The organism is Bacillus sp. SRI_025 (assembly GCF_057592095.1).
This window is the reverse complement of record NZ_JBYEGB010000005.1, coordinates 185,473-200,113: the sequence shown is the minus strand read 5'-3', so window position 1 is coordinate 200,113 and position 14,641 is coordinate 185,473. Positions and strand designations below refer to the sequence as shown.

The 14,641-nt window shown below is 43.8% G+C and carries 3 protein-coding genes; all 3 read left to right on the top strand.

Features of this window, described 5'->3' with window-relative positions:
- Positions 1 to 2: 2 nt before the first annotated feature.
- The 3 genes from AC20OE_RS15400 to AC20OE_RS15390 are packed head-to-tail and all read left to right on the top strand — an operon-like array spanning position 3 to position 14,635.
- A complete protein-coding gene (locus tag AC20OE_RS15400) occupies positions 3 to 7,235 on the top strand; it encodes an SDR family NAD(P)-dependent oxidoreductase (RefSeq protein ID WP_487268966.1) in 7,233 nt (2,410 codons plus the stop codon).
- Positions 7,228 to 13,635, top strand: coding sequence for an HAD-IIIC family phosphatase (locus AC20OE_RS15395; protein WP_487268965.1), 6,408 nt, complete (start codon positions 7,228 to 7,230; stop codon positions 13,633 to 13,635). Before AC20OE_RS15400 ends, AC20OE_RS15395 begins: the two co-directional genes overlap by 8 nt.
- Positions 13,628 to 14,635: a phosphotransferase enzyme family protein gene (locus AC20OE_RS15390; RefSeq protein WP_025092649.1), complete on the top strand. Its 1,008-nt coding sequence runs from the start codon at positions 13,628 to 13,630 to the stop codon at positions 14,633 to 14,635. The genes AC20OE_RS15395 and AC20OE_RS15390 overlap by 8 nt, the downstream gene beginning before the upstream one ends.
- The last annotated feature ends 6 nt before the right edge of the window (positions 14,636 to 14,641 follow it).

The following is a 14,641-nucleotide window of genomic DNA, read 5'->3' as shown; positions in this document are numbered from 1 at the left end:
GTATGTCTGATCAAGAGCAATGGATCGAATCTGGACTTGAAATTGCAGTCGTAGGATTAGCAGGTACGTTTCCCGGAGCACCGAATGTCCAAACGTTTTGGGAAAATATATCGCAAGGGAAAGAATCCGTTACGTTTTTCACTGATGAAGAATTAAAGGCAGCGGGTGTAGATGAGACGCTTCTAAAACGTTCTGATTATGTGAAGGCGAAGCCATATTTAGAAAATGCATCATCTTTTGATGCAGACTTTTTTGGCTACTCTCCGCGAGAGGCATCCATTATGGACCCGCAAATTCGATTGATGCACGAATGCACATGGCATGCGCTAGAGGACGCTGGCTATGAGCCTGAGCAATACGAAGGATTAATTGGTCTTTATGCCGGGGCATCTAGCAATTTATCGTGGATGGGGCAGCATATGTCATCTCTTGAAAAGAATGAAGATGTGTTTCAAATCATGCATCTCAATGACCCGTCCTTCGCTTCCCGGGTTGCCTATAAATTAAATCTAAAAGGTCCAAGCGTATCGGTGCAAACGGCTTGCTCCACGTCGCTTGTTGCTATCCATATGGCTTGCCAAGGATTAATCGGCGGCGAATGCGACCTTGCACTAGCGGGTGGCGTCACACTCCATCAGCCGCAGATCACAGGATATCAATACCAAGAAGGAATGATTTATTCCCCTGATGGCCATTGCCGTCCGTTTGATGAAAAAGCAAAAGGGACCATTTTTGGTGAAGGTGCAGGCGTTGTTGCACTAAAACGCTTAAAAGATGCGATAGAAGACGGGGATTTTATTTATGCCGTTGTAAAAGGATCTGCAACCAATAATGATGGAAGCAATAAAGTCGGCTATACAGCCCCGAGTGTCAGTGGACAGGCGAGTGTCATTGAATCTGCATTAGAAATGGCTGAGACAGAACCAGAGACAATTTCATACATCGAAGCACATGGAACAGGTACGCCTGTTGGAGATCCGATTGAGATTGAGGCACTTACTCGTGCATTTCAAACAGATCAAGAAGGCTTTTGCCGAATTGGATCAGTCAAAGCCAATATTGGGCATCTAGATGCCGCCAGCGGTGTAGCTGGATTTATCAAAACAGTCATGATGCTGCATCATCGTCAATTTGCTCCAATGCCGCACTTTGAGAAGCCAAATCACCGTATTCCATTTGATCAAACACCATTTTATGTTGGAACAGATAAAGAGGAGTGGAAGACGTCTCATTTGCCAAGGAGAGCTGGAGTCAGTGCCTTTGGTATAGGGGGAGCAAATGCCCATGTCATCTTAGAAGAGGCGAAGCTGAGAAAAGCAAACAACACAGCCTCGTCCAAAGAATTAATCGTGCTGTCAGCAAGATCAATGCATGATTTGAAGAACATGACAAAAAACTTGAAGGATTATGTCTCCTCACTTCATGAACTCTCACTTGGTCAAGCAGCTTATACCTTACAAAGTGGAAGAAAAGCCTTTAAATATCGAAAAACGCTTGTCTGTTCAACACGTGGTGAATTATTAGAACAGTTGCAAGGGCTAAACGAAGAGACATCAGGCAGAGAAAGTCTTCTTTATAAACGGATAAGCATGAGGCTGACTGGTTTTCATGAAGCAGGATTACGTGGTTACATCAAGCTGTATGAAAAAGATCTTTCATTTAAAACAGAAGTGGATCGTTTAATGAGCCTCATCCAATCCGTGATACCTATTAAAAAAGACGAGCTGTTCCATTTCAAACAAAACAGTCACGCAGAAGTGGCTATGCTGATCATGACATCGGCTTTTACCAGCCAGCTAAGATCAATCGGGATTGAACCAGACGGATGGATTGGAGAGGGCAGCGGGGTGTGGACAGCTTTATGTGCAGCAGGCGGGCTTGAGCTAACAGAGGCGGCGTCTATTGTATACCGCCTTCATGACAACCAGATGATTAATCAAAAGCTGGCTGCATTGCCTCAAAAGACACTCCAACAGCCTGTTTACATTGCGCAGACAGGAGAGGAACTAGCTACTTTCGACCCAACGTCTGTAAAGCGTTTCCTTGATATAGAGCAGCCTGTAAAATCACCTTTGTTCAAACAAGAATCAACCGCCTTGATGATTGATCTTTCAAAGAAACAAGGGATTGTGGTTGAAAAAGGAGTAGAAAAAACAACTGAACCACTTGATGGCGACCTGCTTCAAGTTGCAGGTGTTCTTTGGGAAATGGGGGTCGACTTAGCTTTTCCTTTAACTGAGGAGAAGAATAGGCAGCGCATTCCGCTTCCAGGCTATCCATTTCATAAAACAGATTTCTCTGTACAAACAAAAACGGTGGCAGCAACTGAACCACAAAAGCCGAAGGCTGTGAAGCGTGATTTTCCTTCGCTCGCCTCTTTACAAAAAGATATTCACGCCATTGTTCAAACTCATTTTGGGTTTGATCAAATGGATGATGAATCGCCATTTTTTGAATTTGGTGCGACATCACTTGATATATCTCAGCTTGCAGCAAAAATCTCTGAGCGAATGGACCAACAAATTGACACTGTTCAATTGTATCGATTTGCTACAGTGGCAAGTCTTTCTGAATATTTATTTAAAGAACAGACGGAACGTGAGCAAACACCAGCTTCTTACCCAGAAAGAAACACATCACAAGAAAGTCCAGATATTGCGATTGTCGGAATGGCAGGAAGATTCCCAGGGGCTTCATCGCTAGAAGACTTTTGGCAGCGTCTTGTGAAGGGCGAAGAAATGATTCACTTTTTCACAGAAGAAGAACTCAAGAAAGCAGGGCTGGATGCGTCAGTCTATCAGCATCCGAATTTTATTGGAGCAAAAGGACGTTTACAAGAGATCGAAGGCTTTGATGCAGATTTCTTCAACTATTCTGCTAGAGAGGCGGAGCTAATGGATCCACAATTCAGGCTCTTGCATGAATGTGCTTGGGAGGCGCTGGAGGATGCTGGCTGTGACCCTGACAGAATGGCAGGGAAAATTGGAGTTTATACAGGAACAAGCCCAAATCATGAATGGCTGACACGCTTTGCCCATCAAATGGAAGCAACCGAGCAATTCAGCGCAATGCTGTTAAATGATCGTGAGTTCTTTAGTACGCAGCTTTCTTATAAATTGAATTTACACGGGCCTAGTGTGACGATGCAGACAGCTTGTTCGACCTCACTTGTCAATATTGGCATGGCCTGTCAAGCATTATTGAATCAAGAATGTGATGCAGCGCTGGCTGGAGGTGTGACGGTCAGTTCTCCAGAAAATATCGGCTATATCTATCAAGATGGAATGATTCAATCAAAAGATGGCCATTGCCGTCCGTTTGACCAAGAGGCGAGCGGAACCATTTTCGGAGATGGAGCGGGGATCGTTCTGTTAAAACGTTATGAAGATGCGATAAGAGATGGCAACCCGATTCATGCGGTCATCAAAGGAGTTGGTGTGAACAATGATGGCAGTCGAAAAGCTGGTTTTACCGCTCCGAGTGTGGAAGGACAGGCAGAGGTATTAAAAGAAACGTATGAAAAATCAGGTATAGATCCCGCGTCTATTGGTTATTTAGAAGCACATGGTACGGGGACAAAAATGGGAGATCCAATTGAAGTATCCGCCCTTAGCCAAGTGTTCAAAGGAACAGAGCCTCTGACAATACCAATCGGTTCAGTTAAAAGTAATGTCGGACATTTAAATAGCGCGGCAGGGATTGCAGGTCTGTTTAAAGCCATTTTGGCTATCCAGCACAAAACGATCCCGCCAACCATTCATTATGAATCACCCAATCAGGAGATTCCTTTCAAAGATACACCGTTTTATGTGAATCAAAAGGCGCTGTATTGGAAGGAATCAGATAAGCCGAGAAGAGCAGGGGTTAGTTCTTTCGGTATCGGCGGGACGAATGCCCATATGATCATAGAAGAAGGCATACAGGTGAAACAAAAGCCAGCTTCTAAGCAAAAGCAGCTGCTTGTTTTATCTGCAAAAACGGATACCGCTTTAGTGAAAATGACAGATCAATTAAAGCAGTACGTGATACAGCATCCTCAAGTTTCGCTTGAAGATATTGCTTATACATTGCGCTATGGCAGAAAACAATTTCCATACCGAAAAGCCATTGTACTCGCTTCTGCTGATGAATGGCTGCAGCAGAAGCAGCTTGAAACCAGTGTGTTCCGAAGCAAAAAATGGCGTAAAGCTACCTTTATGTTTTCAGGTCAAGGTGCTCAATATACTGGCATGATGCGCGAATTATACGATGCAGAACCTGTGTTCAAATGGGAAGTAGATAGATGCTTCAAATATGTATTGGAGACGGAGAAAGTTGATTTAAAGGGCATTGTTTTTCCAGAGGATGAAACGAACGAAGACATCACAAAAACGTCAAATGCTCAGCCGCTTCTCTTTATATTTGAGTATGCATTAGCAAAATTACTTCAGCATAGCGGTGTTGAGCCAGAATCAATGATTGGGCACAGTATCGGCGAATATGTTGCCGCTTGCTTGTCAGGGGTTTTTTCTCTGGAGTCTGCATTAACACTCGTAATGGCAAGAGGCAGATTGATGCAAGGAATGGAAAAAGGCGCCATGCTTAGTGTGCAATTACCTGAGGCGGAGCTGAACTCGATAATCGATGAATCGCTTTCGATTGCTGCTGTCAATGCAAAAGACCTTTGTGTCGTTTCTGGCAAAGCAGAGCATATCACCGCTTTTGAAAAGAAACTACAGGACAAAGGAATTGTAACAAGACAGCTCCATACTTCTCATGCTTTCCATTCCTATATGATGGAGCCGATGCTTGAGGCGTTTCAACAATTCGTAGAGAAAGTAGAACTGCATGAGCCGACGATCCCGTTCATATCAAATGTGACAGGTACCTGGGCGGCAAGTGAAGAGGTGATGACAGCATCTTATTGGACCACCCATCTGCGTGGAACCGTTCGTTTTCATGAAGGTTTGACACAGCTGTTAACCGATGAAGTACGAGCTCTCATTGAAGTTGGACCTGGAAACACCTTGGCGGCATTTGCGAAACGTCATGAAAACAAAGAGTCTCATCATGATGTCCTAAATATGGTGAGGCATGCAAGGGAACAAGCGGATGACCATGCGTATTTCTTAAAAAGAATAGGAGAGCTATGGGCAGGCGGCTACGAGGTCAAAACGCAGCCGCGTCCAACTCAAGAGGAACGTCAGCTTGTATCGCTTCCGACATATCCATTCGAACGAAAACGATATTGGATTGAAGCAGGAAAGACCGCTTCTCCGCAGCTATCCGTTCCTAAGGAAACGAAGAAAAAAGAGATGGAAGAATGGTTTTATCTGCCTTCATGGGAGCAGCAGCCTCTAAAACCAGTTTTCGAAAAAGAACCAGAAGAACAAACGTGGCTCATTTTCGAGGAACAGGATGCCTTTCATGAACTGTTTGTACAATCATTCAAACAACAAGGAATCAAGGTCATTTCTGTCACAAAAGGTGAGGCTTATCAAGAGCTGGAGCAGGCGTTTACGATCAATCCGGCAGAAGGCCAGCACTACAGAAACATGCTAGATTCATTGTCTAATAGAGGTATCAATATCAATCGGATTCTGCATTTATGGGAATCTGCGAAAGAAGAGGACGGCATGAATCGCCAAGCCGCATTTCAGACGCACATTGAAAAGGGCTATTACAGCTTAATTTTCTTATCTCAAGCTATTGCTGCACAAAAAAATATTCGAGATTGCCGTTTGTTTACTGTCACTAGCGGAATTCAGCCAGTTACAGGGAATGAGACGATATGTGCAGAGAAAAGCGCAATGCTTGGGCCGGTTAAAGTCATTTCACAGGAATATCATCACATTAAATGCTGGAATATCGATGTGGAGGATGTGCCGGATGTTATGACTTGGAAGGAACAGGAACTTGTCGATCTCATTGGGCAGGAAATTATGCAGCCTGGAAAAGACCAGCTTGTAGCGTATCGCAATCGTCAACGCTGGGTGCAGAGCTACAAACGTTTGCCCCTGCAAAAAGAAGATGGACTTCCGAAACTGATCAGGCCAAATGGTGTGTATCTCATCACGGGCGGTTTGGGCGGCATTGGGTTTGTTCTATCAAAGATGCTGGCGAAAGAAGGAAATGTTCATCTTTACTTAACAGGAAGAACGGCATTGCCGCCAAGAGATGAATGGGCGTCATATGTTCAACAAGAGAATGCCGATGAAGCGCAGTGCACGAGAATTGAGAAGGTACTCGAGCTCGAACGATTAGGTGCAACAGTAGAAGCAGTGCAGGCGAATGCAGGAGATCTTGAGCAGATGGAACGTGTTTTTGAGATCATTCGCAAAAAGCATGGCGGCGTTCATGGTGTGTTCCATGCAGCAGGATTACCAGGAAGTACATCCTTCCGAGCAATTAAAGATATTCCATCTACATTGGCGCAGGGAGAGGATCAATTCCAATCAAAAGTGAAAGGGCTCGATGTGCTAGAGCAGTTGCTGGAACAAGAACAAGCGGACTTTTGTCTCCTCTTTTCATCCATTAGTGCACTGCTCGGGGGCTTAGGATTCTCTGCTTACTCAGCAGCTAACTTATATATGGACGCATTTGCAGCTAGACTCAATCAAAATAGTCAAACCCCGTGGTTGTGTGTGAACTGGGATGCGTGGAATTTCTGGGGTGAGCTAGAATCCACAATTGGTGAATCGATTAATGAGCTTGCGATTTTACCAGAAGAGGGTGCTGAGCTGTTCCAATATGTTCTGTCTACCCGGCAGAATCGCCACATGCTCGTGTCCACAGGAAATCTTGAAGAACGGATAGATCAATGGCTGTCACTAGAATCGAAGGCTGCAGCGAGTGCGGATTCATATGAAGTGTCTAAGCACGAAAGACCAGAGCTGGGCAATCCATATGTGGCTCCTCGAAATGAAACTGAAAAAGTGATCTGTCAAGTGTGGCAGGATTTTATGGGGATGGAGCAAGTGGGCATTCACGACAACTTCTTTGATTTAGGCGCAAGCTCGCTGGATATTGTTCAAGTCACCAATCGGTTAAATCAAGCACTTCAAACAAATGAAGCGGTGGTGACATTGTTTACGTATCCATCTGTCGCTGAGCTTGCAAAATATATCCAGCCTTCTGAGGAATCGAAGGAAGATACGATGGAAGAAGAACTAGCCGTCGTCACATCAGGTGATCGAAGAGCTCGTTTTAAACAGCAACGGAATAAAAGATTGAGAGGCGGAATCGAGAATGAATGATACAACGAATCACTATCATGGCGCAGAAATTGCTGTTATCGGTCTTGCAGGTCGTTTTCCAGGTGCCAAAAACGTAGATGAATACTGGGAGAATCTGAAAAAAGGAAAAGAAACAATCTCCTTTTTTACAGAGGAAGAATTACGACGTGAAGGTACAGATGAAGCCTTATTGAAAAACCCTCGTTTTGTCAAAGCAAAAGGGATGCTTGACGATGTCGATTTATTTGATGCGGATTTCTTTGATTATACTCCAAAGGAAGCAGCCATGATGGATCCGCAGTTCAGACTGTTTCATGAATGTGTTTGGACGGCGCTTGAAGATGCTGGGTATGATCCGTTTGAATATAAAGGCCAAATCGGCCTTTATACAGGTGCAGGAATCAATACAGAGTGGGTCATGAGAGCACTTCAAGGGGCTGCTCAAGGTGAGGATTCAAAAACGCTGGAAGCTGCTGTTCTAAATATGCGTGACTATTTGGCAACGATGATTTCTTATAAATTAAATCTAAAAGGACCGAGTATGGTGGTGCAAACCGCCTGCTCGACCTCAATGGTGTCGATTCATTTAGCTGTTCAGGCTTTATTAAGCGGAGACTGTCATATGGCGGTTGCAGGTGGTGTGTCCATTCGCCTGCCGCAAAAATCGGGCTATCTTTATCAAGAAGGCATGATTCATTCATCCGACGGACACTGCCGCGTCTTTGATAATAAAGCAGATGGAACCGTTTTTGGAGATGGTGCAGGAGCAGTTATTTTAAAAAATTTAGAGGATGCAATTGAGGACGGCGATCACATTTATGCTGTCATTAAAGGATCTTCTATTAATAATGATGGAAATAGAAAAGTAGGGTATACAGCACCGAGTACGAAAGGCCAAGTATCAGCTATTAAGACAGCACTTCGAATGGCCGAGGTTGAACCTGAATCCATTTCTTATATTGAAGCACATGGAACCGGAACAACACTTGGAGATCCGATTGAAATTGAAGCACTCAAGCAAGCGTTTGATACAGATAAAAAAGGCTTTTGCCGCATTGGTTCTGTCAAATCAAATGTTGGTCATTTGAATGATGCGTCAGGTGTCGCCGGTTTTATTAAAACCGTATTAAGCTTAAAGCATCAAGTGATTCCGCCGACGATTCATTTTGAAACACCGAATGAGAAAATTGAATTTGATGATTCGCCTTTCGTTGTAAATACAGACTTGACGCCATGGAGCGAGCAGGCATCTCCTCGCAGGGCAGGTGTAAGCTCATTTGGGATTGGTGGAACAAACGCTCATGTCATTTTAGAAGAAGCACCTATTGCACGTGTCGCAGCAGATCGCACAGAAGATAGTGAACTTCTTTTATTATCTGCGAAAACACCAGCAGCCCTTGAAAAAATGACGGATCGTCTTGCTGACTATTTACTGCAGCATCAGCAGCATGTCCGTTTAAGCGATGTCGCCTATACGCTGCAAACAGGACGCCATCATTTCCCGCATAAACGTGTCATTCTTGGAAGTGATACAGCTGACATGTTACAGGCGCTGAATCAAAGGTCAAAAGAGGTGGTCAAGACGGCCAGCTCTCAAACATCGAGCCGGCCAATCGTCTTTCTTTTCCCAGGCCAAGGATCTCAGTATGTGGACATGGGGCGTCAGCTTTATGACAAGTATCCAGTTTTTAAAGAAGCGCTGGATCAATGCTTGAATCAATTCAAACAGCATGTCTCAGTTGACCCATTCAGCATTTTATTCTCAACAGAAGCAAGTGATGATCCTCAATTGATTAACCAAACCGAATATACACAGCCGCTTCTGTTTAGTATGGAATACGCTTTGGCTAAATTGCTGATGCATTTTGGCATCAAACCGCAGGCGATGATCGGTCACAGTATTGGAGAATACACTGCTGCTGCCGTATCTGGTTTACTGTCTGTTGAAGATGCCGTAGATCTCGTGTGTTATCGCGGACAGCTGATTAGCCAGCTTCCAAAAGGCTCTATGCTGAGCGTACCTTTGAGTGAACAGAAGGTGCTGTCATATTTGACGGGTGACCTTTCACTTGCGGCAGTAAATGGACCTGAGTTATGTGTGGTGTCTGGTGAGACTGCAGCTATTGATGCACTCGCTGAGAAGCTGGAGGCAGCTGGACATGGGTGCAGAAAGCTTCACACCTCTCATGCCTTCCACTCTAAAATGATGGATGACATCCTGCCATCATTCAAAGAAAAAGTAGCTGAGTATCAATTGAATGCACCATCTATCCCGTATATTTCTAACGTCACAGGTACGTGGATTGATCATGAAGCAGTGCAGGATCCAGCATACTGGGCTGACCACTTGCGGCAAGCAGTTCGTTTCCGTGATGGAGCAGAGACATTATTAACGGAGCTTGATCCCATTTTTATTGAAGTCGGGCCGGGAAATACGTTAAGTGCCTTTATTCGCCAAGTCTCAAAGGATCACCATCAGCAGCCGATTCCATTGATGCGTCACCCGAAAGAAGAGGCAGCAGATGACCGCTACCTGCTGGGAAGATTGGGTGACATCTGGCTTCAAGGAGTGCCAGTTGACTGGACAAAATTACGAAAACAGAAATCTAATCAAAAAGTATCCCTGCCAACTTATCCGTTTGAACGACAAAGATATTGGATTGAAAAGGTAGATACAGCCGCGTTATCCTCGTCTTCAGGTGTGCAAATGGTAGTGCCGAAGGAAAAGGGACAGGAAATAGAAGAAAACAATCAATATCAAGCCGCCGAAGCGAATGATATAGAAGCAACATTACAGCGGATGTGGAAAGATATTTTAGGAATTGAAAAGGTGGGAAGAGACGATCATTTCTTTGAGCTTGGCGGACATTCGTTAAATGCGACCGGTCTTATTTCTCAAATTCACAAAGAGTTCGGTGTAGAACTAACGCTCACAGATATGTTCAACAATCCGACGATTGAGAAGCTCCAAGCATTCATTGAAAAGGCAGAGAAGAATCAATATTTCAAAATTGAACCGGTGGAACAGAAAGACACGTACCCATTATCCGCCGCTCAAAGACGAACATTCCTCATTCATCAGCGTATTGGTCAAGTGACTTCTTATAACATGCCAATGGCTCTGAGATGTAAAGGTGAAATCGACGTTGAGCGCTTTGAACAGACTTTTAAGCAATTGATTGATCGTCATGAAACCTTACGAACGACTTTTGAATTAAAGGATGGAGAACCTGTTCAGCGCGTCCATGATGATTTTCAATTTGCTGTTGAAATGACTGAGGCTGAGGAACAAGAATTAGAAGCACAAATCGATGACTTCATTCGTCCATTTGACTTAAAGGCCGCACCATTGATTCGTGTGCGTTTTGTGAAAATCACGGAAGATGATCATCTTTTATTAGTTGATATGCATAATATTGTCGCTGATGGAGCGAGCATGAACATCTTTATTAAAGAATTTACTGAGCTCTATCGCGGTGAAACCTTGCCGGAACTGACTGTGCAATATAAAGATTATGCAGAGTGGCAAGACAAATATTTCCGCAGCGAGATGTTTCAAAAGCAACAGGAATATTGGAAGGAGCAAATGGGCTCAAATGTTCCGACTTTAACAATGCCATATGATTTTGAACGGAAGGAACAATCTTTTTTAGGAAGAGCGATCAAATTTAATATTGAACCGCACATCGTTGAGAAAATTGAACAGCTGGCTGAACGATATCAGCTGACCAATAACGTCATCTTGTTCCAGCTATATGGACTGCTGCTCTCACGCTATGCCGATCAGCAAGAACTGATTGTCGGTTCACTTGTGGCTGGAAGACGTCATGCAGATATCGAGCATACGATTGGGATGTTTACGAACTTCCTGCCAATAAAACTAGACATGGCACAAGAAGCATCCTTTATAGAACAATTGGTACAGACAAAACAAGTTCTGCTCGATGCATACGACCATCAAGAATACCCGTTTGACCAAATGGTCGAGCATTTGAATCCAAAAACAAGGCCGCATCGCAATCCATTCTTTGATACGATGCTTATCTATCACAATGAATACGATCCGAATATTAAAATTGAAGCTGATGGACTGACCTTTGAAACGCATGAGTTTGCAAAGGGGATTTCCAAACTCGATATGAAAATGGATGTTGTCAGAGAGGTAACAGGTGAGTTAAAGTGCGTCCTTCAATACAATCTTGCTCTTTTTAAACATGAGACGATGCAAACTTTCGTCAAGCACTTCCAGCACTTGGTCGAACAGGCTGTTCAAACACCTGATCAATTGCTCAAGGATTTCGCTGTGCTTTCACAGGAAGAAGAACGAGCAGCAAAAGAGAAAAGGGACCGTGCAGAGAAAAAAGAACCACTTGTGCTTACAGTAAGCTCGACATTTACAGCAGATCTAGTTGCTCCTTACATTCAGTATTGGACCAAACAGTTTGATGTGCAGCTCGATATTCAATTTGCACCGTATGGGCAGGTGTATCAGGAGCTGTTAAATGAGCGCAGCCTTATCTCAAAGAAGAAAAACGGCGCAAATCTTCTACTCATTCGTCTGGAGGATATCGCTGGTCCAGCTCATCTCTCACTGGAAGAAAAGAAAAAACTGGCTTCAGAGCATGCAGAAGAACTAGCAAACGTTCTGAAATCAAAAACAAAACATAACCTATATTTTGTTGGTATTTTGCCGATAAGTGCGGCTCTTAGGGACACGTTGCAAGACGTGGAACAAGAGTGGATTGATCAGTTATCCGAGATAGGCGGTGTTCAGTTGATCGACTGTCGTCAGCTTGCTCAGCAATATCAGATTGAGGATATCTTTGATGAAAAAGGAGAGCAAGCGGCGCATCTCCCATTCACTGAAGTCTTTTGTGGAGCTATCGGTACAAAAGTCGCGCGAGAGATTGTAGCATGGCAAGGTGCACCATTTAAGGTAGCCGCCATTGATTGTGATCATACGCTGTGGAGAGGTATTGTTTCAGAAGACGGTGTGGAAGGCATTGATATTACGCCAGAACATCAAATGCTTCAGCGCTTCTTAAAGCAAAAACAACAAGAGGGAATGCTGCTTGTCCTAAGCAGCAGAAATAATGAAGAAGATGTGTGGCGTGTGTTTGAAAACCACCCAGATATGGTCTTACAAAAAGACGATATTGTCGATTGGCGAATCAATTGGGAAAGTAAACCTTCACATTTAAAAGAGATGGCAGATTCACTGAACCTTTCATTATCTCAGTTTATTTTCTTAGATGATGATCCAGCTCAGTGCTTACGAATGAATGAAGAACTGCCAGAAGTGATGACACTGCTCTTACCTGCCAATGAAAAAGCCATTCCATTATTTGCTGAGCATGCTTGGGCATTTGACCGTTATGATGTTACGGATGAGGATAGAGGGCGAACCATGAGCTACAAGGCTGAAAGAGCTCGTCAAAAAGAGAAAGCAGAGTCGCCGTCAATGGAACAATTTTTACAAGATTTGAACTTGCACATGAGTGTAACAGAGTGGGGAGAGCAGCACCTTGCACGTGTGGCACAAATGAGCAGCCGCATTAACCAATTCCGCTTAAATGATCAGCACTTTGATGAACAGCAGCTGAGAGAGCGGATGGAAAATGAGCATGTCCAGGGCTGGATCATTGAGGCAGCGGATCGCTTCAGTCATGAAGGGATTGTAGGAGCGATCTTGGCTCATCATGCAGACGACACCTTGAAAATTGATGCATGGATGCTGAGCTGTCGTGCTCTAGGGAAAGGAATTGAGCAAAAATGTCTGACATGGCTCGCCGAATACAGCCGTCAGCACCAGCTTTCTTCCATTGAATTTACGTTTGTATCAACCGGACGTAATGAACTATTCAAGTCATTTATGGAAGAGCACCAGATTCAGGAGATCGAGGGGCAGCAAACGTATCGTATACAAGTGGGAGAAATCGGTTCATTGAGTGATCACATTCAAATCGTCGATCACCTGTCACCTCCTCAGCATTCGAATGAAGAAAAAGAGGGTCACAAGATGGAGACAGCAAGTTATCTCGCTTCTAAAGGTTTTACATGGGAAACGGTTCAAACAGATCAAACGCTGCATAGCGGTTATGTAAAAGCCCTCCAGGTTCATGATGAAGAAAGTCTTCGTTCATTATTAACGACAGAAATTACGCAGGATCAAGGGCTTTATGCACAGCCAACCAATGAACGTGAGGCATTACTTTTAGACATTTGGTGTGACATTCTTCATGTGGAAAAAGTAGGAATTGACAACGACTTTTTCGATTTAGGAGGAAATTCTTTACTTGCTGTCAAAATGGAAGTAGAGATTGAAAAGAAGGGTTGGTATGTTGATGATTTGAATTTTGCTGAAAAACACACCATTCGCGAATTAGCAAAATATATGAAGAGGGAGAATCAGCATGCATAAAGATGTAAAAGCCATATATGAAGAATCAAAAATTTTAGATGAGGCTACTCATTTATACGGAGTCAAGCGAAGTGATATCCACTTTATCGCAGATGCAGAAAACTATGTGTATGAACTAAAAAAAGACGGAGAGTCTTTCATTTTAAAAATTACCCATACCATCCGCAGATCACCTGATTATATTTTAGGTGAAATGGAATGGCTGCATCATTTAGCGAAGGGTGGACTTTCCGTTGCGAAACCAATTGCTTCATTAAATGGCCGTGATATCGAGCAAGTAGACGATGGGCAGGGCGGCGCCTTCTTGCTTCGAGTCTATGAAAAAGCACCAGGTCGTAAAGTCGAAGAGGCGGACTGGAACGATGAATTATTTTATGCCCTTGGACAGTACACAGGCCGAATGCACAAACTGACAAAAAGCTATCATTTGTCAGACCCGCGTTATAAAAGACAAGAGTGGGATGAAGAGGAGCAGCTTAAACTGCGTAAATATGTGCCAGCAGATCAGACGCTTGTTTTTGAACAAGCGGATCGGTTGATGGAAAAGCTGGCAAAGCTTCCGAAAAATCAGGATACGTACGGATTGGTTCATGCGGATCTTCATCACGGAAACTTCCACTGGGATCAAGGGAAAATTACGACCTTCGATTTCGATGATATTGGGTACAACTGGTTTATGAATGACATTAGCATTTTGCTATACAATGTCTTATGGTACCCAGTGATTCCATACGAAGACAAAGCTGCTTTTGCAGGAAACTTTATGAAACAGTTCCTTAAAGGCTATCGTGAAGAGAATGAACTTGGGGATGAGTGGCTTGCCTACATTCCTGATTTCCTTCGTCTACGTCACATGCTGATCTATGGCTTGCTGCACCAAGCATTTGATTTGGCTGACATCGGAGAAGAAGAGAAGGCGATGCTCGCCGGCTTCCGGTCCGACATTGAAGAAGCAGCACCTATTACGACGTTTGACTTTACAAAGTTAAGTCAATCTTAAAATGAA

Coding starts and splice junctions, on each gene's coding strand:
- AC20OE_RS15400 (WP_487268966.1), top strand. CDS start 3: ATGTCTGATCAAGAGCAATGGATCGAATCTGGACTTGAAATTGCAGTC.
- AC20OE_RS15395 (WP_487268965.1), top strand. CDS start 7,228: ATGAATGATACAACGAATCACTATCATGGCGCAGAAATTGCTGTTATC.
- AC20OE_RS15390 (WP_025092649.1), top strand. CDS start 13,628: ATGCATAAAGATGTAAAAGCCATATATGAAGAATCAAAAATTTTAGAT.